Here is a 22,437-nt window from a genome sequence, read left to right as displayed (position 1 = left end):
TTCAGGAAAGTGCGGGTTCGCAAAGTCGGTGGGTGTGGCTCACGTCACGAAGAAGATCCCGGCGTCGGTGCCCGCCGGCGTGTACTCGGCGAGCCGGGCTCGCAGGCCGTCCTCGCGTTGCGGCCGGTACAGGTCGTGGAAGGCGCCCATCTCGGCGCCGTCGTCGGAGCCGCGCCGGATCTCCTCGGCACACCGGTCGGCCAACAGCCCGTACCAGGGCGTCCCGTAGCGCTGGGAGGTGAACAACGGCCTTATGCCGGTGGCCTGTTCGGGCCGGCAGCGGTACCGGCGGGGCGTACGCGATCGGGCGGGCACGTACGAGTACCGCAGGCAGCCGACGCCGCGCCGGGCCACATGGAGCTTCCCGGTGAAGACGGAGTTCTCGGCGATCTTCACCGCGTGGGTGTGGACTTCGCCGATGACGGTCGTCCGGTGCAGGTGCAGTACGGCGTGGGCGTGGCGACAGTCCGGTGCGGACAGGGCCTCTCGGTCGTTGCCGGTGGCGTCGAGGATGCTGTCGCGGAGGTGGATGTCCAGGGGTTCCTCGGACACCTCGTCGCCGATGACCTCGATGGTGCCGAGGATGCTGTGCTCGATCTGGAGGCACGCGGTGGTGCGTTCCAGGACGATGCTGGGCTCCTCGGGCGAGTGCGGCTCGCACTCGGGTTCCAGGGACCAGCCCGGTACGAGCGTGGAGTGCCGTACGACCACGGCGCCCATGGGGCCGGTGACATTGATGCCGCGTCCGGCGACCAACAGCCCGTCCAGGACGATGCGCGGCCGTTCGTGCGGGGCGCAGTCCTCGGACACCGCACGGATGTTGAGGGCGTCGGGCCGGTTGCTGTACCAGTCGAGGAGCCGGATCACCGGCCGGGTCCCCTCGGCCGCCCGCAGTTCGAGGCGGTCGCCGGGGTCGAGGTCGAAGTCCAGCTGCTCCTGGTAGGCGCCGCTGTGGGTGATCTCGATGATGCCGGCAGGGCCGGTGCGGTCGGCCCTGCGGTCGTGCTGCCAGGCCCGGTAGGCGTCCATGATCTGCCGGTACGGCTGTCCGGGACCGACGCGGTAGACGTCGGCGTCGGAACGCGGTTCGCGCTCCGGGCGCTCGTACTCGCCGCCGCCCAGGTCCGCGCCGGACGCGTAGTGGTAGTCCACCCAGACGCCCTGCCGGGGCGCCGACCGGGACCCGAACGCGATCCGGCCCAGCTCGGGATCGACGGCCACCTGGCCGCGCCTGGGCCGGTAGCGCCAGTCGGACAGGTCGGCGACCACGATGTCCGACGGCGGTACGGGCTGGTCCTCGCCGTCGCGCCGGATGACGAGGCTCTTGCCGGGGCCGTAGTAGTCGGCGAGCCGGTCGTGCAGCTGACGGCGGCCGATGAACGCCGGGACGTTGTCGATGGTGGCGGTGGGGGTCCCCCCGCTCGAGCCAGGTCGAGAGTGGGGGAGTGTGGGCGACGGCTCCGGGAACGGCTTGGTGACCAACGGGGTGTCGTTGCCCAGGATCGAGAAGGTGTACAGGTTGCGGGCGCGGTCGATGCAGTACGCCGGGGACGACGTCAGCGAGTACGCCTTCAGCCGCCAGACGAACAGCGCGACTCCGGCCGGGGTCCAACCGCCCTGCCGGTAACGGGAGTCGGCGCGGCGGACGTCGACCGTACGGGCCGTTGCACCGAAGGGGCCGCCCGCCAGGTCGAGGGCGGAGTTGTCGCGCAGGTCGACGAGTCGCCCGCGGTCGCCTCGCTGTCCGCTCCCGTAGAGCTTCACCGGCTGGGTGTGGGCGACCTGCCGCGACAGCTCGACCGCACGCGCGGGCCAGCCCGCGACCCGCTCGGAGATCTCCTCCAACAGATGCAGGGTGCCCTTGCGGCGCCGGTTGGCGACGGTGGCGGCCACGTCGCCGCGCGGGGCGATCGCGTCGGCGAGAGCGGCTCGGCCGCCGTCGTGCAGGCCCGTGGTGAGGACGCGTTCGTAGCCGGGCAGGGTGCGGTAGCCGACGAGGTCGCCGAGGTAGGGCAGCACCCAGGGGGCCGCCGTCTCCACGAACAGGTCCTCGTAGCCCTGCTCGACGCCGTCGCGGACCCGGTCGAGCTGCTCGGCGATCACCGCGAGCAGCGCGCGCAGCGGCTCGCCCTCCTCGGCGTCGCGCAGCAGATGCCAGCGCGGCAGCAGCGCGGCGAGTCCGTCGGGTTCCCTGGCCGTCGTCGCCTGGGTGGCCGTCTCGAACTGGACATCCGCCGGGTTCGCAGACATCACTTGACCTCCGTCAGAATCAGGGTGTCCGCGGCCTTCGGCGACAGCAGCGCGAGCTGGGCCGGGCGGATGCCGCGGAAGACGAACACCGAGCGGCCCTTGGCGAGGCGCCGGGTGTCGGTGATGTCGGGGTTGAGGCGCAGGAGTTCGGCGAGCGGGATGGCGTACCGCGCGCAGATCTCGGAGAGCGTCTCGCCGTCCGCGGCGCGGACCGTGTGGACCTTTTCGTCGTACGTCGCCGGGTGCGCCGGCACCGATGCCCTCGGCGGGCCTGGGCGGGTGAGGATCCCGGTGAGTTCCTCGGGTGTCGCGGACGCGGGGACGCCGGTGAAGACGTCGACGTCCAGGTAGTCGACGCCGGGCACGGTGTGGGCCGTGGCCAGGATGTCCGACAGGCGGACCGGCCGCCCCAACTCCCGGCCTTCGTAGCCGAGTCGGCGGAGCAGAGCCTGGCGCAGGCGTGGCTCCACGATCTCCCAGGCGTGGTCGGGGGCGACCTTCACCTTGGCGGCGACGAGGAGCAGGACGAGCTCGCGCACGTCCACGCGGACCGGGAGGTTGCTGTCCCCGTACTCGGTCAGGGCGCCACGCAGAGCCCGCAGGGTGGCTGATTCCTCACCGTCTCCGTCGATCGGGACGTCGTCGGTGCCCGCGACCGTCACATGCAGCACGCGCCGCCGTCCGTCGAAGAGTTCGCGTGCGGCGGCGCGGCCGATGCCGGCGCGGGAGCGGGCGAAGTCCTCGTAGTCGGCGGCGGAGACCAGCCGGTCCAGTGCGGAGACGGCGAGGGGGATCGTACGGCGGGTCAGGCCGGGGCCGTCCGCGTCCGAACCGCCCTTCGCCGGGCGCGGGTTGGTGACCCGGGTGACGCCGAGGGGGCGGGTGAGGGGTTGGGTGACGCGGTCGGCGGCGACGTTGGCGGCCTTGCCGGTGCCGAATCGGTAGCGGGCGCGGATGTTCTCGTGGCCGCTGGGCAGCCGGGCGCCGTGGACGCCGTCGCCGAAGGTCACCGTCGTACGGCCGTCGGCGGTGGAGCCGGTGATGTAGACGCGCTCGCTCGGGCCGCGTCCGGCGAGGCTGTCGACCTCGTGCCAGAGCACGCCGTCCACCCGGATCTCCAGCACCGGTGTGGCGCCGAGGGGGTTGTCGTCGGCGAGCCAGGTGAGCGGGGACTGCCAGAGCGCGAACGTCTGGTTCGTGCGGTCCGAGTCACCGCTGCCGATGGCCTCCTCGCGGCTCTCGCCGTGGGTGGCCTCGACGACGTTGCCGAGGACGCGGACGGTCTCGCGCCGGTAGCGGTGGGCGAGGTCGGCGGTCAGGGTGAGGCGGGTGTGGACGTGGTCGCCGGGGAGCCGGGGGTCGACGGCCGGGTCGGCGGCGGCGATGGTGGCGACCTCGGTGGCCTGGACGCCGGCCGTGCCCGGGATGTCGCTGCGTTCGCCGGTGACGACGAGGGTGCGGCCGGGCTGCAGTCCGTCGTACAGCTGGGCGAGTTCGATCTCGTTGCCGTGGACGTCCTCGCCGAGGGGTTCGTCGGCAAGGCGGAGCGGTTCACCCGCCGCGTGCACGGTGGTGTCGCGGATGTGCGACAGCAGGACGTCGAACTCGTCCAACCACGGTTCGGCCAGAGTGAGTTCGGTGCCACGCCCGGTGATGCCGTAGTTGGTGTACGCCGCCGTACGCGCCGCGACGACCTGGGTGGTGACGAACGCGAGCTCGGCGTCGCCGGGGATGCCGCCCTGGGCGCCCTTGGCGGGGCGCTGGATCGCGACCCAGCTGCCGACCGTGATGCCGTCGTGGACGGTGTCCAGCTGCAGCATGCGGCGGTTGAGGGGCTCGGGCTTGCTGGCGATGACGATCTCGACGTTGGGCTCGGTGCTGCCCACCGTGTACTTGACGCTCACCTCGTACTCGCCGTGCGTGAACTGCTCGCTCGCGCCCGGCCGCAGGGCGATCTGCTCCGACGTTCCGTTGTGGACGCCTACCTGGACCAGGCCCTCGTCGTCCGGGCGCGACACGAAGAGGGTGCGCTCGGGCAGACCCGCCTGGAAGCGGGCGGTGACGCCCGGGTCCTGGGAGTCGGTCGGGACGGGGGTCCCCCCGCTCGAGCGAGTTCGAGAGTGGGGGAGGTTGAGCCAGTTCAGGTCGCGGTCCTGGCCGTTGCGGACGGACAGCTCGACCTGGCCCGTGCCGAGCGGGAAGGTGACGGGCTGGGCGGGCGGCAGGTTCTCGGCGCGCTGGTCGGAGCTGCTGCCCTCGACGTACTGGAACTCCGCGCGGACCGGGACCTTGCCCGCCGGGTCGTACACGACGCGCATGCCGGCGAGCACGGCGCCGGTGAGCGGCCAGTCGGCGGTGCGGATCACGCGGCCCCGGTCGTCCTGGACCGGCTTGAGCGGGGCCGTGGCGCCGAAGGGCGCCGCGGTGACCCGCATGGCGAGCAGCTCGCGCAGCAGCTGCGGGGTGCCGGGGGCGGCGGCCGTGCGCCAGGCCGGGTAGAGGCTGCCGGTGGTGGGTGCCAGGGCGGCCAGGAGGCGGGCGGTGTCGGTGCCCGGGCGCCCGGGGCCGGAGACGCCGCGGCGTGTCGGGGTCGCAGCGCGCAGGGCGGGCAGGACGGCGCCCAGGGTCTGGAGGGCTGCCGCGCGGGGGTCGGCCTCCGTGGCCTTGAGAGGTACCGCTTCGGCGGCCTGCGCGGGCGCCAACTCCAGGGCTCGCTGGGCGAGTTCCGCGAGCACGGCCTCCAGCTGCTCGAACCAGGCCGCCACGTCCTCGTACGGTTCGGCCAGCACCTGGGCCTCGCCGAGCCGGGCGACGGGCTCCGCGAGACGGGCCGCGAGCCGCTCGGGCGTCTTGACGGCGTCCAGGTCCTCCCGCAGCGGAGCGAGGACCTGGTCCTCGAAGTCCTCGATCAGCCGGCTGACCGGGCGGGGGTTGGGGACCCCGGGCGTGGGCGGCTCGTCGCCCGGCTCGCCCGGGGCCTGGGGCTCGGCGGTCCAGCGGAGCACCTCGTCGACGAGCTCCTTCAGGGTCGGCGGCGCCGACTTCGGCAGGGAGATCGCCGTGATCTCGTCGTCCCGGTCGACGCGCGCCTTGGCGACCGGCAGCAACTTGCGTCGGCCGCCCGCCTGTTCACCGAAGACGAAGAGCAACTGGTCGCCGGTCTGAAGGGAGTTCGCGGTGCCCTCGACGAAGAACTCCGAGCGGCGCTCCAGGTCCGCGGGGGTGACGAGGGAGGGCCGGCGACGCCGTACCTTCAGCTCGTTCCAGTCCCAGCGGGCCGTCAGGTCGCGGCTCGTCTCGAAGGTGAGGGACTGCTCGTCGGCGGAGGCGGGGACGCTGTGGCTGCGGGCGCCGCGCGGGATGAGCACGGGCAGGGCCTCGGCGCGCGGGTCGCGTTCCAGGGTGTACGCCAGGTGGGTGGCGGCGGCGACGCCGGGGCGCGGCCGGTGGCCGACGAGGCGGCCGAGCAGCACCAGCGAGCGGTGCTCGTTGGCGGTGCGGACGTAGGCCTCGTCGGCGATGCGCTCGGAGTGGAAGGCGAGCAGGTCGCCGAGGACGGCGGTGGCGTCGAGGAGGCCGATCGCCGGGTCGTCCGGGGTGCGGACGGTCAGGCCGTCGAGCGCCGGGTACGCCGGTGAGGCGAGCCGGTCGAGCAGGGCGGCCCGGAAGGAGCCGTATTCGCCGACGCGGTAGTCGAGGGCGGTGCGGCCGGGCGGATTGTGCAGTGGGGCCGGGGCCAGGCGCTCGTCGTGTCCGCCGCGGCAGGCGCCGCCGCAGGCGCACTCGTCGGTCAGGGAGTCGGTCACGGTCATCGGGCACCTCCCAGGGATATCGCCAGCCGGCCGTTCTCCGGCCGGTCGGGGTCGTTGTCGCAGGTGGCGATCTCCAGCGGGCCGAGCCGCAGCACGCCGTCCTCCTTCTCTCCTCGGACCGGCTCGAACAGGCGCTGCAGCCGGGTGACTTGGACGCTCTCCACACCGGGCACGGCCGCCGCGACGGCGACCAGCCGGCTGAGCCGTACCGGTTCGCCGAAGGTCAGCGCGTCCGGGTGGAAGAAGCCCCGACGGCCGCTGCCGAGGACGTGGTACAGCTCGGCCAGGATCTGCCCGTGCTGGTGTCCGGGCTTGGCGCACACGGTCAGCGCGAGGTCCAGCGGGACCATGCGGGCGGAGCCGACGACGAGGTCGTGGCCGATGCGCCGGTACGGCTCCAGGGACTGGGCGACCGAGGCGAGCAGCCCGTCCGACGGGGCGCCGGTGCCGTACGCGTCGATCGCGAGGTGCGCCTCCTGGACGCTGCCGGTCCAGCGGATCGTGGCCGCCGCCCGCTGCACGCCGGGCAGGGCCGAGGCGAGGGCCGCGTAGTCCTCGGCGGTGACCGCGCGCAGCCGGGTGCGGCGCAGGTCGAGGGGGGCCAACTGGCGTACCTGCTCGACGGGTTCGGGTTCGATGCCGCCGGTGGCGGGCAGCGGGTTGCGGACGGTGGCCACCGGGGCGTCGCCATCGCCTTGCACGACAAGGTGGTTGATGGCCTCGGCGCCGACGTTGCCCGCGGTGCCGCCGCCCAGGCGGTAGCTCGCCGTGAGCCGGGAGCCGGGGGTGGGTTCGGCGCCGTGCCGTCCGTCGCCGAAGCGCAGGGTGAGGCGGCCGCCGTCGTCCAGTTCGCCGACGAAGTGCCGGTCGCGGGCGGCGCTGTCGAGCAGGTCGCGGCGCGGCTCCCAGGTCACGTCGTCGCCTTCGTGGAGGCGTACGGCGGGCAGGGCGCGGCGCGGGTCCTGGCCGAGGGCGGCGGTCGCGGAGCCGCGCAGCACCGGCTCGTCGGGGTGCAGTCCGGCCGCGTGGACAGGGCCCCAGCTGTGGGCGATCTCCCAGGCGATGTGCCCGTCGAGGACGGTGCCGGCGCGGGCGCGTGCCGTGAGGACCTCGACGCGGCGCAGCTTGGCGTCGAGCAACTGGTCGCTGCGGTGAAGGAGTTCGCGCAGGGCGCGGACCGGGTGGCGGCGCAGCTCGATGCGTTCGAGCAGCTTCAGGCCGTAGATCACGGTCAGTTCGGCGATCTCCGCCTCGCCGAGTCCGTCCCGGTCGCGGGCGCTGCGCCACAGTTCGACGAGCCGCTGCCGGACCCGGCCCGGGATGGCGGCGATCCGCTCGGCCTGTCCGGCGGCGACGGTCCCCGGGGCGGGGAACGGCACGGCCTGGACGACGGGCGTACGGCCGAGGACGGGGCGGAAGCGGGGCCGGATGCCCGGGTAGACGGACTGGGCGAGCAGGGTGCGCAGAGCAGAGGCCTGAGCGTAGGCCGTGCCGGGGACGACGCGTTCGTGCCGCTGACCGGCGCGTTCCAGGCCGAGTCCGGCTCTGGTGGTCGGGCCCTGGCCCGCCACCTGGAACAGCTCGCGGACGTCGTCGGGGGTGAGCGCCTCGCCCGAATCCGCCTTGTCCGTGAGGGAGTTGATGAGCCGTGCGGGGGCGTTGCCCTCGTCGCGATCGTGGCAGCCGAAGGCGGGAGGGTCGCAGGGGGCGACTTCCGCGGGGACGGGCGGCACGGTGAACGTCTCGGGGAGCCCGCCGAGGGTCCGGCCGTGGTCGACGAGGACGACGTTGCCGCGGGCGATCGTCACGTCCTCGACGGGCAGGCAGTCGCGGCCGCCGCGGGTGGTGAGGCAGAGCGGGAAGGGCAGGGCGTCCTCGGCGGCCCACGCGATCTCCAGGACCGGCTGGTCCTCGATGCGGTCGACGGCCGGGGTGACGGAGGTGAGGCGGACGGCCTGCCGGTGGCTCGGGTCGGCGTCGCCGGGGGTGCCGGTGCGCGGGCCCTTGACCTCCTCCAGGACGAGCACGTCACCCGGCTTCAGGTCGAGTCGGCGATCCCGGCAGGTCTCCGGGTCGACCCACTCGTCCCGCAGGGTGGCGGAGGTGGCGCCCTTGGGCAGGGTGCACACCTCGCCGCCCCAGGTCCACAGCCGGATCGCGTTGTGCGCGACGCGCAGCTCCAACGGGTCGGCGGAGACGACCGGTTCGAAGACCTCCACGGACCCGCGCTCGTCGAGGTCGGCGAGGTCGTTCTCGTCGACGACCGTGCCGGGTTCCGGGCGGTCGTGCGGGTCGAGGGTGCGGACGTCGACGGAGGCGAAGCGGAAGGTGCCCGGGGCGAGGGTCTGGTCGCCGGCGGTCTGCACGGCGACGTACGCCCGCGCGGTGCAGCCGTCGTGCATCGCGTAGTCGATGAGCCGGACATGACGGCGTACGGAGATCCGGCGGCGCGCGGTGTCGAGGTAGGCCTCGGTGGCGACCGCGTCCTGCTGGTAGCTGATCTGGCCGCCGGTGTACGCGAGCAGCTCGACGAGGGTCATGCCGAGGTCGGCGGGGTTGCGCTCGACCCAGTCGGGGGTGGTGAGCGCGAGCCGGTCGAGGAGCAGCTTGCGGATGGTGTCGTAGTCGCGGGCCGTGTAGTCGATGACGGGCGCGGCCGGGAAGCCCTCGGGCTCCCGCTCGTCGTCCTTGCAGTCGAAGGGCGTCGGGCAGTCGGGCCGGAAGGCGAAGCCGGCGCTGTGGTAGCGCTGGTCGAAGCCGCGGTACGGCTCGGTCCCGGGCCGTCCGTACGGATCGGTCTCGACGAGGGAGAGCCGGTAGCGGGAGGTGTCACCGGCCTGGCCGAGGGTGACGTAGAGCCGGTCGTCGAGCTCCGGATCCTCCTCCCGCTCGACGCTGACGTCGACGGCGGTGATGCCGGTGATGCGGCGGCCGCCGTCGATGCGGACGTTCTCCGGGCAGAGGCCGTGCGGGGCCTTGCCGAGGAAGGTGACGGTGAGCAGCAGCCCGTCGTCGCTGACCTCGACGGCGTCGACTCCGTTGAGCTGTGCGGCCCTCACCTTGGCGCGGCGGGGCGTCGTCGTGCTCGTCATGCCGTGGCCCTCCCTTCGAACACGTCGTCGCGGCGGGCGCCGGTGGCGCGGACGGCGTACGACAGGTACACGCGGACGACGTTGTCCTCACTGACCACGTCGAGGGCCTCCACGTCGATGAGGTCGCCGAGCCAGCGCTGGAGCGAGGCCTGGACGGAGAGTTCCAGGGTGCTGATCAGCTCGGGGCCGGCCGGGGCGAAGACCAGGTCGAGGAGTCCGCAGCCGAAGTCGGGGCGCATGACGCGCTCGCCGGGGCTGGTGAACAGGAGCTGCTCGATCAGGTCGTGGACGTGCTCGCCGTGGGTGGCGTGCGCGGTGCGTCCCCGCCGGTCGGCGCGGAACGGGAACGCGACGTCGGAACGCGGGCGGGTGCTGGTGCGGCGGCTCATCGGACGGTGACCTTTCGCTGCGCGGCCTGGACGACGGGCGGGCCCTGCGGGACGCGGGCCGCGGTGAGGCACTGGGCCGCGGAGGTGTCGAGCAGCACGGCCTGGCCGTCGACGGTGATGCCGGTGCCGTCGGCGGTCCAGCGGACCGAGACGCACGGCATGGGCACGCCGTCGACGGTGTGCGGGCAGCCGGTGACCACGTAACTGTGCGCGGCCGTGGCGACGGCGGCGCCGCCGGCCCGTACACCGCCGGTGGATGTGGTGGCGGCGCTGACGCGGCCGCCGTGCGGGCAGCCGATCAAGGCGTCGGCGTCGAGCAAACTCCCGGACAACTTGGTTCGTCCCCCGTCTTCTATCGCTTCGAGAGCACGGTCAACTGGCCCTCGTTGATGGTCACTTCACGCCCGCGCAGGACGACCTCGGCGCCCGCGCCGGTCGCGATGACCACCGCTTCCCTGGTGATACGGATGTATGCGCCGCCCTGGGCCTGGAGCAGAATCCCTTGCTCGGCACCGACGGTGTCGTTCATGACGAACTTGTGCGCCTGCGGCGTCTGCACGACGACCGGCTTGTTCACCGACCCCGCCTGCAGTTCGCGGCGCGCGTCGGGCGGCAGTTCCTCGGCGGCGCCGTACCAGCACCCGGTCCACACCGGGAAGCTGGGATCCCCCTGCTCGAACTCCACCCACACGCCGGCGCCGGGCGGCGGCACCACGAACTGCCCCGACTCGGGCCCGGTGAACGGCAGACAGGGCAGCGCCCAGGTGGACGGCTCGTCGCCGAGGACGTCCGGGACCTCGACGGTGATACGGCCGATGCGCAGCGGGTCGTCGTTGCTGACGACCCGGCCGCGGAACTTGCCGAGGTAGCGATTGCTGGGTGCCGCCATGCTGAACTGCTCCTGGTGGTCGGTGACTTGGCCGTTATGGCCGTACGAAGTCGCTGCGGGCCTCGAGACCCTCTCGGGAGAGGGTGAAGTTCTGCTGGAACGAGCCCGGGCGCAGGTTGTGCGTGACGGACTTGACGTAGTAGTCGCCGTCGTACGCCCGTCCCGCGCCGCGTACGCCGACGAGCTGGCGCGGCTGCAGGATGTAGCCGTGCCGGTTGACGTCGAGCGAGCCGGAGCCGGAGACGACGTCGGCGGACACGGCGGCACGGGCGAGCAGCTCGGCCTCGGCCTGCTCCCGCTGCTGCTTGGCGGTGCCGGCGAGGGTCTTGCGCTTCAGCGCCGGAGTGGGCCGCTTGCCGAGCGGCGGCCTCAGCGGACTGATCGACGGCTGGGGCAGCAGGGCCGACTGCCGGGTCCCCGGATCCTGCCAACGGGCCTGCGGCTCTTCCCGCGCGGTCCCGTCGTACGCGAACGTCAGCTGGTCGACGGTGGAGTTGGCGTCCATGTTGACGTTGAGGGCGTGCTGGCGAATGCCGAGACGGACTTCCGGTCCCCAACGGGCGGAGGACTGGCCGGGGTTGGGACCGGGTTCGAGGTAGAAGGTGTAGCCGTTGGCGCGGGCGAGCTCGGTGACGTACTGGAGGTCGGTGCCGGTCTGGTAGTGCACACGCAGATCCTGATGCGGCGGCTGCGCGACCTTCTCGGTGTAGACGTCGGGCCGGATGCCGTAGTCGGAGTAGCGGCGCAGGATGCTGAGCACCCGCTCGGAGGGCGGCAGGTTGGGATAGCGGGCGGTGCGCTCCTCCAGGTCCATGAGGAGGGTGAGGTCTTCCCCGGTGACGGTGAGGGTGGAGTGACCGGGCTGGTTACTGGCGCCGACCTCGTGGCGGACGATCAGGCCGTCGAAGAGCACGTCGGGGGTGCCCTTGACGGCGACGGTGACGATGATCCGCGTCTTCGGATCGAAGAACCCCTCGGGCAGGAGCCGTCGGCTGATGAGCCCGTTCTTGGTCAGATCGAAGGCGAGCTGAAAGCCGCTCCGCTCCCCCGCGGTGGCGGTGACCTGCGCGGACAGCAGCGCCTCGGTGACCTCGGCCGGGACGGGCCGGGCGAGCTTGGGCCCCATGTGGAGCGTGATGTGAACGGGGCCCTGCCCCACGGGCAGATCAAACACGCCGGTCTCCCCTGCCACCGGAGAACCCGCCGCCGAGCGGAATGTCGATGACGCGCCCGGCCTCGTCCGTCAACTCCCGAGGGTCGAGTACGGGGTTGGCGTCGGCGATCTGCCACCACTGGCCCGGGTCACCGAAGTAACGCTGCCCGAGCAGGTCGGGGCGCTCGCCGGCGCCGACGGTGTGGGGCTGGGTCTCCTGCTCGTCCAGTGGGGGCAGCAACCGGCGCTTGGTGTAACGCACTTCGGTCCCGTCGGGCTGCCGGTGGATGCCGATCTCGGCGTCGTGGTAGCGGCTGGTGCGGGGGTACGGGTGAGCGCCGGGTATCGCGTCCAGGGCGTTCTCGTACGGCTCGATGTCGGCCATGGTGTGCGGTTCAGCCCCTTCCGATCACGGCGTTGGTTCCGGTGAGCCCGAGCGAGCCGAAGCTCCCGCCGCGGTCGGCTGCGGCGAGGCGTTCCTTCTGGGCGAGGTGCGCCAGGTAGAGGTCGGCGCCGCGGTGCCCTGCGGGCAGGTCGCTGACGGTGAGGATCTTCATGCCGATGCTGAGCGAGGCCCGGATCGGGTTGAGGTTCACGTCGAACGCCGACTCGTTGACGGACAGTTCGGTGAGGCGGACGGGCATGACGCGCTTGCTGCCCCAGGTGAACAGGGTGAGCGGCATCTCGATCGGGCTGATCTCGATGGTGCCCTTCTGGGACAGCCGGGTCGCTGCGCGGAGCTGCGCCACGGTCGGCTGCACCAGCATTTCGAGTGTCGCGAGCTGCGGGTGGATGCCGTCGGGCGCGGCGACCTCGAACTGGTCGGTGGCGTCGATCTCGGCGGTGAACTTCCAGGTCTCCTGGGCGGGGCCCTTGAGGCGGAGGGCCTCGTTGCGGTCGCCACTGCCGGTGCCGCCTCCTCCGGCGTCGCCGCTGTCGCCGGCGGATTGGGGGGAGACGCTGCGCTCCAGGGTGTCCGGGTTGAACTGGAGGACGATGATGCGTTGGGGGGTGCCGGTGTCGGGGTTGACCACGACTATTCCGGAGCGGATGGGTTTGGGGATGTCGGGGTAGCGGGTCACAGGCGTTCCTCGAGTCGGACCCGCAGGTCCGTGTAGTCGTGGTCGGGGAAGAGGCGGGGAAGGACGTCGAGCATTTCGCTGAGCCCGTCTTCGAGAGGGATGAACCCCTCACCGCACAGCTCCGGCTCGCAGTACAGGTACTGCCAGCCGATCACGCCCTTCGTGACGAGCAGGGCCTCCAGATAGCCCGGGTAGTCCAGTTCCATTCGCATGGCGCCCTGGCGCATGTCGAAGAACCACACCTCGGGGTCGGTCACGCCCGGGGCCGCACGCAGCAGGGCCATGCGGCCGGAGCCGGTCTGGGGCGTGTCGTCGATGATCCGCAGGTCGTTGTAGAGGGCGCGCTCCGCTTCGTTCTCGCCTTTCCAGAACTTCGTCATGCGCTTGTTGGCTACCGCGCTCATGATGTGGTGGAGCTTGAACTCACCGACGAGCGCAGTGTCAGGACGCCGGGACCGCCAGGCCGCCTCGACCGCGCCGTAGCGGAAGAAGTATTCCTGAACCCTGCGGCTCAGCGGCAGGCCGTCTTCCTCGGCGAGTTCCTCGAAGACCGTCTCTCGGACGTCGAACAAGTAGACGATCTCATCCAGCTGCGCTCGGTGCACATCGAATTCGGCGGTCTCCCTGATCTCCTGGAGAACCCTGGCGCAGCGCTCTTCGAAGGGGTACCGGAATTCTTCTTCGTTGTTCACTGTCATGACACAGTCCAGCTCACTTCGTTCTCATCAATGAACTGTTCGTAGTTGGCCACCATGAGCTCCAGGCCCGCCAAGGAGATTTTGGTGTCCCGGGCGTAGTCCCGCATCATCTTCCTCAACTGACGCCCTCCGCCTGCCTTCGTCAATCTTCCCCCTTGTTCGAACAGCTTGTTGCGAGCCTTGACGAAATGGTCTGCGAGGCGCGGGTGACTGCCCCCGAGAAGCCTGACCTGGACGGAGGGGCCGCCAACGCTGTTGATGGACAGGCGGGTCTTCTCATTCGCGGCGATCGGCTCGGGGCTCTGGTCCCACGGCGTCGTCAAACCCTTTTCCCGCCAGTCGTCCGGGCTCTTGCCCGTTCCGCCGACCTTTTCGTAGCCGCCGTACTTCGCGTAGATGTAGCTCGGCAGATGAGGCCAGTCGGGGTGGTTGAACTTCGCACCGGAGTGATACCAGATGAGGGTTTCTGTGTCCCCGATCGCGTTGTACGCCTCATCCTCAATGCCCCGCAGGGCAGCCTGGTTCGTCTCCCGACCACGCGCCGGCACCAGGTTGTTCCCCGTCGCCTTGCCGCCCATCCGCTCCGGCAGCAGGTGCATACGGACCCAGCGAGATCCTTCGCTCAGTCCCCGTTTCACCACATCATCGCTCCAGCCGGGCGGCTGTCCCAAGGGGGCCCTGTTGGCGTCCTGGCCGCCGCCTCCGAAGACCGTCTTCGACGGCGTGCCGATGAACTTGGACTCGTGGTCCTCGTCCGGCCGCCGATCGTGGGGGCCGAGCGTGAGGTTGGTGAAGGGCTGGAGTTGTTCTTCGGGAATGTCGAAGTAGAGCCGATGGCGGGCCTGGCCGGCGAATTTCTTCATCTGCCGCGCCAGTTCCCTCTTGTTCTGCTCGGCCTCCCGCTTCCGCTTCTCCGTGTCGGTTTCCACCGGGATCCTCGCCTGGATCGCCAACGCTTCCTTGTACTCCTCCTCGGCCGAGTTCACGTAATCCAACTGCTTCGCCTTGTCATTCTCGGCCTCAGGCTTGTCCAGGTCCTTGCGCCAGTCCGCCATGAACGGCGGCACCTCCTGCGGCGTGCTGTGGATGTACATCGGTGCGCGCGGGCCCCGGCCGTGGAACATCAGCGTGTGTCGCTCGCCGTCGTCAGCGTCGGCGAACGGCACCTTCGGCAGGTTTACCGGCTTCGTGGTGTCATCGCGCCGGTCCCGGCGGCGGGGACGGTCTCCGGGACGACGGTCTCCGGGACGACGGTCCCCATCGCGGTCCCGGTCGCGATCCCGGTCGCGGTCACGGTCGCGGTCACGATCCCGGCCGGTGTCACGACGCCGGTCGTCCCTGCCGTCGCGGTCCGGATGGCGGTCGTCCGTGCGGCGCTTGTCGTCGGGGCGCGTGTTCCTGGGATCGCGGTCGCGCTCGTCCGTTCGGTCCCTGCCGCGACGGCGCCGGTCGGGGCGGAGCGTGTCACGGGCCGGGCCACGGCGTGAGGTGCGGCCGTCCCGGTCCTCGTGGCGCGTCCTCTTCTCCGCGTCCTTCGCTTTCCGCCTGGCCGCGTTGATGTCGCGGCCCTCCTCACGGCGTTCGTCGTCGTCGCGGCGCTTCTTCGGCCTGGTCGTGTGCGAGGGGCGCGGCTTCTTCTCCGGGGAAGAGCGCTTGCCGGGGCGGGGCTTGGACTGGGGGCGGGACGTCTTGTCCGGGGACGGCTTGCGCGGGGCCGGGCGGTCGGCCGGCTTGTTCGTGGCCGACGGGTCGTCCTCCTTGGGCTTCTCGTCCTTCGGCTTCTCGTCCCTCGGCTTCTCGTCCCTCGGCTTCTCGTCCCTCGGCTTCTCGTCCCTCGGCTTCTCGTCCCTCGGCTTCTCGTCCTTCGGCTTCTCGTCCTTCGGTTTGTTCGGCGTGGACGGCTGGTCGGGGGTGTCCGGCTGCCCGGGCTTGTCCTTCTTCGTGCGGATCTTCTTCAGCATGTCCCCGAGCCGCTCGGCGACCTTGCCCATGAACCTGCTGACGCCCTCGATCAGGAACTGGTAGACGATCTCGAGCAGGGCCACGACACCGGCGGCGACCGCCTTCGCGAAGGGCAGCGCGCCGTTGCCGCTCTTGACCGACTTCAGGAAGTCCATGAAGAGCCCGAAGGCGTTGAGGACCTCGCTCAGCACTTCCCACGCCACCTGAAGGGCGTCGATGATCGCCATCACCCAGCCGGCGCCGGGGATGAGCTTGGCGACGACCTTCTCGACGACCAACACGCCGATGATGATGGGGAGTTGGGGTACCGCTTCGTCCCAGGCCATCTGGGCCATCTGGTCGACCGTGACGCCGCCGTCGATCAGGGCCTGGAAATCCTCCATCGGGATGCCGATGATCTCCTGGACCTTCTGGTTGAACCAGGCCTTGACGGCGGTCTTGATCTCGTCGAAGAGGTGATCCCTGGCGCCGGTCTCGGCCGCGGCGCCCGCCTTGCTGATCCAGCCGCCGGGGTCGGAGACGATGTCGTTGAAGATGGCCGCCCATTCGCCGAGGCCCTGGACGACCGCGGCACCGAACTCCAGGGCGCCGACCGTGACGAACTCGGCGACGTCGACGGCCGCCAGCAGTCCGGTCTCCAGGAGGTCGAGGCCGGCGAGCAGCGCACCGCACAGGCCGTCGAGCAGCTTCCCGGCGACCTCCTTGAGGGCGTCGGCGAACTCGTTGACCTTCTGCACGGCCCAGTCGCGGGCACCGTCGATGGTGTTGCGCCACTTGTCGCGCATCGCCGGGTAGTCGGCGAGGAGTTCGTCGCCGAGGGCGATCAGGGCGTCGGCGAAGGTGTTGATCTGGTCGATGACCCAGTTGCGGGCGTCGTCGATGAGCTTGAAGACCTGCTGCTTGAACTGGTCGATGAGATCCGTGACGGCCTTGCGGGCCTTCTCGAAGATGCCCTTGATGGCGTTCTTGAGGCCCTCGAAGAACTCCTTCAGCTTCTCGATGGCCTCTTCGAGCCAGTTGTCGGCGTCGTCCTTGCCCTCGTTCTGCTTCTTCTCCGCGTCCTGCTCGGCGGTGGTCTGCTCCGTCTCGATCTTCTTGTTGTCGTCCTCGGTGCGCTTGTCGACGTCCTTGTCGGTGTCCTCTTCCTTCTTCTTGACGTCTTCGCGGACTTTGTCGTACTTCTTGCCCTTCTTGTCGTCGATCTCCGCGACCTTGTCGTCCTGCTCCTTGCGCCACTGGTCGCGGGAGTCGGAGATGTCGGTGCGGCCCTTGTCGCGGGCGTCGGACTGCTTCTTGCTGCTGGCGTCGACCTCGCGCTTGAGGTCCTCGTCGTGCTGCTTGCGGTCGTCCGTGGCCTTCTTGTCCTTGGCCTGGCGCTCCTGGCCCATCTTCTGCCGGCCCTCGGTGAAGCCGGCCTGGATCTGCGGGCCGCGGTCGTGTTCGGCGACGGCGGAGGCGGACTCGATGGGCACGCCGGCGGACACCGAGCGCGGGCCGCCGGCTTTCCCCCTCTTCTTCCCGCCGGGCACCTTGCCGGTCAGGGTCTCCTTGGGGACGTCCGGGTAGAGCTGGTCCTCGCCCATGGGGCGGGCCGCGTCGTCACGCCCGGCCTGGTGGAGTTCGGTCTTGCGTTCGTCGAGCTTGCCGCTCTGCTCGTCGGTGCGCTGCGGGTCGGAGTCGTTCTCCAGGGGCAGGCGGGGGGCGTCGCCCACCTTGGCCTTCTGTAGTCCCTCGTCCTGGGTGGGCAGCCCGAGGATGGAGTCGATCAGGTCGTCGAGTGGGAGGATCTCCTTGAGGAGCTTGCCGAACAGCTGGGCGCCGATGGTGAGGGCGATGTCCCACCAGCTCGGCTCGGGCACGTTCGCGCCCGGGACCTCGCCTTCCGGCTTCTGTTCGCCGGTGATCTCGGGTGTCCTGCCCGCTGTGGCCTCGGTGCGGGCGACCTTCGCGTTGGTGTAGGTGCCGGGGGCCGCGGGCGTCGGGCCGCCGGGCACCGTGCGCGGTGAACCGGACGGCCGCTGCGTCTTCGGCGGCGCCTTGCGCAGCGTCGAGCGCTCCTTCTCGACCGAACGCCCCACCGCGCCGTCAACGCCCTTCAGCGTCTCCAACGCCTGGTGCGGCTTGAGCGATCCCGCCGTCGCCAGACCCGACTCGGGCGTGGCGTTCGAGACGTCCGGGGCGGGTGCCTCCTTCTTGGCCTTCGAACCGCCGGCCGGGGCGCTACGGCTGCCGCCACGGCCACCGGACCGAACGGGTGCGGGTGCGGATGCCGTACGGCCGCCGCCACCGCCACCCTTGCGAGCGGTCTTCGCGGCCTGCCGTGCCGCCTGCCGTTTGCTGCCCGTCGGCCGGGCGCGCGAGCCTTTCGAGCCTCCCGTCGACCCGCCGGATACCGGTGCCTCGGTGGCCTTGGGAGTGTTGGTCCTCGCCTCCGGTCCGGCGGACATGGGAGCGGGGCCGTTGCCCGGTGCCAGTTTCGGGGCGGTGGCGGGTCCCGAGGCGGAGACCTTGTCGGGGCCGGTCACGGGGCCGGGAGACGTGGCGTTGCCGTTGCCGTCGGTCACGTCCTGGTCGATCGAAGGGGGCGTGGTGGGGGCGGACTGTGTGCCGTCCTTGCCCTGGTCCGTTCCCTTCCCCTCCTGGCCGGTGGCGTTCTCGGACTGGCTTGTGCCCTTGCCGGCCTGCTGGCCCGTGTCCTTCCCGCCTCCGCCGGCCTCCGTCCCGTTCCGGCCCGAGGCGCCCGCCTCCGATGCCGTCCTGCCTGCTTCTTCGCCGCGGCTCCCGCCGTCCGACGCACCCTTACTGCCCGACGGCGAGCCCGCTGTCTGGGTACGTGCGTCCTCGTCCGCCTTGGCCAACTGTCCGGGCCCGGCCGCCTCACCGGGAGCGGGCACGGTGTCCTGTCCGGCACCGTCGGCGGCGCGTGCTTCCTCGTCGCGCCGCGCGGCCTCGGCATCCTCCGACCGCTCCCTGTCCGCATCCTTGCCCGTGCCCGACATGGACGTTCCCAGCGCTCCGAGACCCGACGATGCCGCGGCCCCGGCCGGGCTGTCCCCGTCCGCCACGGGGTCCTGGCCCGCGGTGATGTCGTCCATGAGCTCTTGGACAGCCCGGTCCTCGGCGTCGTCCTCGTCGGTGCGCGCGCCGCTGTCGGGGACGGGCTCGGGTTCCGCCGTGTCCTGGGCCTCATCCGCAACCGACGGGCCATCGGAGAACGAAAGGGGCGCACGGGGCGCTCCCCTCTTGCGCCGCTCGAACAGCCGTGGGTCGACCGCCGAGTCCTCGCCCGACGGCGCGGTGTCGGCGTCGGGCGCACGGCCGTCGCCCGCCTCCTCGCCGGCGTCCGGTTCGGTGTCGTCCTCGGCGGACTCCGCATCCAGCCCCAACGGCTCGTCGTCGGCGTCCTGTTCGTTCTCCGGATCCCCCACGGTACGGGCCGTACCGATGTCACCGGCGGTGCGCGGCCTCTCTCCCGGCTCCGCACCGCTCCGGTCCACCGCCGCCGGGGCGGGAGCCTGTTCCCGGACAGCCTCGGCCTGTTGCGGCTCCTGCTCAGTGGCGTGCTCCTCCGGTTCCGGCGCGGCCTCGTCCTGCGCACCGTCCGTGTCCTCCTGCGCCTCCCGCTCGTCGCTCTGGTCCTGCTCCTTCTGCTCCTTCTCGGTGCTCGCCGCGTCTTTGCGCTCGTCCGCGGCGTCCTTCTGTGCGCCCTGACCGGAGGCCTGCCGGTCCTCCTGCTGGTCCTGGGAACGTTCCTGCTGTCGACCAGCCGCCTCCTCGCGGTCCCTGGCAGCGCCCTGCCCGCCGGACGCGTCGCTCTCCTGGCCCTTGGCGTCCTCGTCCTTCCGGTCGTCAGCGGGGGCGGTCCGCCCGTCGCCCTCCTCCCGGGGGCCGTCCGCGGGCTCGTCCTCCTCCTGCCGCTCCTCGCCCGACGCCCGCTCGCGCTCCTCCTCGACCTCCTCCACCGCACCAGGCACGGCCAACGGGGCCGCCGCGGCCTCCGACGGCAGCGGACCGGCCTGTTCCATCTCCTCCACGGCCTCCAACAGCCGGTCGACCACAGGCGTCGGCAGCCGCAGCTCCAGCCGGTCCAGGACGATGTCCTGCACCTGCGGCGCCATCCGCGCCAACTGCAACCGCACCCGCCCCGACCGGTCCTCCGGGTCACCGCGCAGGGAGCGCAGGAGGGTGTTGGCCATGCGGTCGACGACGGTCGCCGGGTCCAGTTCCTCCATACGGCGGCGGTCGGCGTCGGCCGTGGCGTACCGCAGCCAGCCGGGCGTGGCCTGGCCCTCCTCGATCTCCGTCGACTCGGCGGCGGAGCCGGGCTCCGGCTGCCGTACGAGATCCTGTGCCGCCGCTTCAGCCTCCCGCTCGATGGCCTGCTGCGGCAGGCTCACCGCGCCCAGCTCGCGCCCGGCGCGCAGTGTGCCGAGGCCGTGCGGGTTCTGGACGGTGTGCAGGAGTTCGTGGGCGAGGAGGCGGCGGCCCTCGTCGGTGCCCGGCTTGAAGGTGCCCTCGGCGAAGAAGATGTCCTGGCCGACGGCGACCGCGTCCGCGCCGAGGAGGTCCGTGAGGTGTCCGGCGTCGCGGCCGGTGTGCAGGCGTACGCGGCTCAGGTCGTGGCCGAGCGTTTCCTCCAACTCCCGTCGTATGCCGGGGTCGAGAGGCTGCCCGGCGCCGCTGACGATGTCCTTGGGCTCGGGCGTACGGGACTTGGCGGTGCGTTCCTTGCGCTTGCGGCGGCGCTGTTCGGCCGTCTGCTCGGAACTGGCTTCCTGGGACTGGAAGGTCACCGGGTCACCTCCCCGTGGCCGCTGAGGACCTCGTGCACCGCGCGGGCCAGTTCCTGGCCGAGGCGGCGGGCGGACAGGCCGGCCGGCAGTGGGGGCAGGCCGGAGAGTGTGTCGGCGGTCAGGGCGCCGTCGGTCGCCATCGGTACGCCGTGGACGCGGATCAGCCGGGTGAGTTCGTCCTCGAACGCGGCCGAGACCCGGTCCGGGTCCACGCGGAAGCCGTGCAGGGCGAGTTCGCCGATCTCCACCCGGATCTCGCGGGGATTCTCATGCCGGGAGTTCCTGGTCACACCCATCCCCGGACCTCCGTCGGCGTCAGGGAGCGCTCCAGCTTCAGATACTCCGTGCGGGCCGCCGCGAGCATGTGCCGCATCTGCAGGCGGTCGCCCTCCTCGGCGGCCAGGAACGCGCCGGACAGCGCGATGTTGCGGATCGAGCCGCCCGCGACGGTCAGTTGGGCGAGAAGGTCCGCGTCGATGTCCTTGACGGGTGCTTGCGGCGGAAGCACCCTCCGCCAGATCTCGGCTCGTTCGTGCTCCGCCGGGAAGGGGAAGTCGACCACGAAGCGGATGCGGCGCAGGAATGCCGTGTCGAGGGCCTTCTTCATGTTGGTGGTGAGGATGGCCAGGCCCCGGTAGGCCTCCATGCGCATCAGCAGGTAGCTGACTTCGAGGTTGGCGTAGCGGTCGTGGCTGTCCTTGACCTCGCTGCGTTTGCCGAACAGCGCGTCGGCCTCGTCGAAGAGCAGGAGCGCGCCACCTCGTTCGGCGGCGTCGAAGACGCGGCGGAGGTTCTTCTCCGTCTCGCCGATGTACTTGCTCACCACCTGCGAGAGGTCGATGACGAACAGGTCGAGGCCGAGTTCCTTCGCCATGACCTCGGCTGCCAGGGTCTTGCCGGTGCCGGAGCCGCCCGCGAACATCGCGGTGACGCCCAGGCCGCGGCGCAGGGTGGCCGCGAATCCCCACTCCTGGTGGACGGTCGCCCGCTGGCGGACATGCGCGACGATCTCGCGCAGCACGCTCGTCTGCCGATCGTGCAGGACCAGGTCGTCCCAGCCGGCCTGCGGTTCGATACGGCGGCCCAGTTGGTCCATGCCGATCCGGGCCTCCTCCAGGCCGGCCCGCCAGGCGAGTTCGGCGGCGTCGAGCCGGTCCTCGTAGGGGAGTCGGCGGCGTACGGTGGCGGCCGCGGAGCGCACGACGTGCGGCGGCAGCTCGAACTGTGCGATCAGGGAGCGGAGTTCGGTGTCGTCGAGGTCGGCGACGGGGTGGAACGCGTCGGCCCAGAGGGCGAGTTGCTCCTCGTCGTCGAGACGCGGCACGGGCACGCGCGCGCCGTGCGGGCGGTCCGTGCGCAGCGGGTCCTCGCTGGACACCACGACGGGTACGGCGGCCCCGGCCAGGAACGCCTCGGTGGCCGCCCGCTGGTCGCGCTCCACCGCGCCCACCTCCACCAGCAGCGCGGCGGGCAGCAGGATCGCCTCGCGCTGCCAGAGCCGGGCGAGCCGGTCACGCTCGGCGGGGTCCGCCGGAACGTCCTCGGCGCCCATCGCGTACACCCCGAGCCCGGTACGGGCAGCCGCCGCGGCAGCGATGTCGGCGCGGCTGCGCAGATCCCCGCCGGTCACCTCGACGACCGGCGGCACGTCCGGGCCCGCCACCGTCGTCCAGCCCTCGGCGACCCGGCTCGCGGCCAGGTCGTAGGACGGCGGCAGCCGGTCCGGCACGGGCGTGCGGCGCAGGCGTCCGTGCAGCCGGGCGTCCAGATAGGGCGAGCCCAGCAGGAAGTGCAGGATGCGCTCGTCGAGCCGGAGCCGTGACGTCGTCAGCCGCGACTCGTCGTCCAACTCGACGATCAGCCACCGCCGCAACGGCGCCACGGGCGTGAGCGCGCTCCAGTGCGGCTCGGCCAGTGCGGCCAGGGCGAGGGAGAAGGTCGGGTACGCCCGCTGCGGATCACCGCAGGCCGCGGCGCAGCGGGCGGCGGTCGTGGGGTCCAGTTCGTCGGCGGCGGTGAGGAGGATCAGGTCGCGTTCGAAGGGGGTGAGCCCGAAGCAGGCGACGAGGGCGTCGAGGGGCTCGGTGACGGAGGCGTCCGTCGGCACCGGGGCGCCGGCCTGCCCGGGCTCCGCGCCCTGGCCGGTCTCGCCCGCCGCGTGCGCGTCGACGCGGGCCAGGACACGCCGGATCTCCGCCATCAGCGCCGCGCCGCCGTCACGTGCGCCCGCCGCGCCCGGCGTTCCCTTCGCGCCGGTCGCTCCGGTCGCCCCCGGCTCGTTCGTCCCCATGTCCTCACCCGCCCCCGTCGTCGTCAT

General features: G+C 71.7%; 13 protein-coding genes. All 13 read right to left on the bottom strand.

Features of this window, described 5'->3' with window-relative positions:
- Positions 1-39: 39 nt before the first annotated feature.
- The 13 genes from AQJ91_RS19600 to AQJ91_RS19540 are packed head-to-tail and all read right to left on the bottom strand — an operon-like array spanning position 40 to position 22,437.
- Entirely contained in the window at positions 40-2,250 is a 2,211-nt protein-coding gene (locus tag AQJ91_RS19600) for a hypothetical protein (protein ID WP_067023047.1), read from the bottom strand.
- On the bottom strand, positions 2,250-6,062 hold the full coding sequence (locus AQJ91_RS19595) for a putative baseplate assembly protein (protein ID WP_067023044.1): 3,813 nt from the start codon (positions 6,060-6,062) through the stop codon (positions 2,250-2,252). The genes AQJ91_RS19600 and AQJ91_RS19595 overlap by 1 nt, the downstream gene beginning before the upstream one ends.
- The gene (locus AQJ91_RS19590) at positions 6,059-9,154 is read right to left on the bottom strand and encodes a putative baseplate assembly protein (protein WP_067023041.1); all 3,096 of its coding nucleotides are present in this window, start codon (positions 9,152-9,154) and stop codon (positions 6,059-6,061) included. The genes AQJ91_RS19595 and AQJ91_RS19590 overlap by 4 nt, the downstream gene beginning before the upstream one ends.
- On the bottom strand, positions 9,151-9,543 hold the full coding sequence (locus AQJ91_RS19585; protein WP_067023037.1) for a GPW/gp25 family protein: 393 nt from the start codon (positions 9,541-9,543) through the stop codon (positions 9,151-9,153). The genes AQJ91_RS19590 and AQJ91_RS19585 overlap by 4 nt, the downstream gene beginning before the upstream one ends.
- Complete coding sequence (locus AQJ91_RS19580) at positions 9,540-9,875, bottom strand: hypothetical protein (protein WP_067023035.1); 336 nt, start codon at positions 9,873-9,875, stop codon at positions 9,540-9,542. Before AQJ91_RS19580 ends, AQJ91_RS19585 begins: the two co-directional genes overlap by 4 nt.
- Before the next feature lie 20 nt (positions 9,876-9,895).
- The gene (locus AQJ91_RS19575) at positions 9,896-10,432 is read right to left on the bottom strand and encodes a phage baseplate assembly protein V (protein ID WP_067023032.1); all 537 of its coding nucleotides are present in this window, start codon (positions 10,430-10,432) and stop codon (positions 9,896-9,898) included.
- Between the two features lie 34 nt (positions 10,433-10,466).
- Positions 10,467-11,606: a hypothetical protein gene (locus AQJ91_RS19570; protein WP_067023029.1), complete on the bottom strand. Its 1,140-nt coding sequence runs from the start codon at positions 11,604-11,606 to the stop codon at positions 10,467-10,469.
- Positions 11,599-11,970, bottom strand: coding sequence for a LysM peptidoglycan-binding domain-containing protein (locus tag AQJ91_RS19565; protein ID WP_067023026.1), 372 nt, complete (start codon positions 11,968-11,970; stop codon positions 11,599-11,601). The genes AQJ91_RS19570 and AQJ91_RS19565 overlap by 8 nt, the downstream gene beginning before the upstream one ends.
- A 10-nt stretch (positions 11,971-11,980) precedes the next feature.
- The gene (locus AQJ91_RS19560; protein ID WP_067023023.1) at positions 11,981-12,667 is read right to left on the bottom strand and encodes a hypothetical protein; all 687 of its coding nucleotides are present in this window, start codon (positions 12,665-12,667) and stop codon (positions 11,981-11,983) included.
- Entirely contained in the window at positions 12,664-13,365 is a 702-nt protein-coding gene (locus tag AQJ91_RS19555) for a hypothetical protein (RefSeq protein ID WP_159054608.1), read from the bottom strand. Before AQJ91_RS19555 ends, AQJ91_RS19560 begins: the two co-directional genes overlap by 4 nt.
- Positions 13,362-20,120 carry an eCIS core domain-containing protein gene (locus AQJ91_RS19550; protein WP_067023018.1) on the bottom strand — a complete coding sequence of 2,253 codons (6,759 nt, stop codon included), beginning with the start codon at positions 20,118-20,120 and terminating at the stop codon, positions 13,362-13,364. The genes AQJ91_RS19555 and AQJ91_RS19550 overlap by 4 nt, the downstream gene beginning before the upstream one ends.
- On the bottom strand, positions 20,117-20,416 hold the full coding sequence (locus AQJ91_RS19545; RefSeq protein WP_067023015.1) for a hypothetical protein: 300 nt from the start codon (positions 20,414-20,416) through the stop codon (positions 20,117-20,119). Before AQJ91_RS19545 ends, AQJ91_RS19550 begins: the two co-directional genes overlap by 4 nt.
- Positions 20,407-22,437, bottom strand: a complete 2,031-nt coding sequence (locus tag AQJ91_RS19540) for an ATP-binding protein (protein WP_234382564.1) — start codon at positions 22,435-22,437, stop codon at positions 20,407-20,409. Before AQJ91_RS19540 ends, AQJ91_RS19545 begins: the two co-directional genes overlap by 10 nt.

Origin of the sequence: Streptomyces dysideae (assembly GCF_001514305.1) — a bacterium.
Lineage (GTDB): Bacteria > Actinomycetota > Actinomycetes > Streptomycetales > Streptomycetaceae > Streptomyces > Streptomyces dysideae.
The sequence above is the reverse complement of the archived record's forward strand: the minus strand, read 5'-3'. Positions and strand labels throughout refer to the sequence as shown.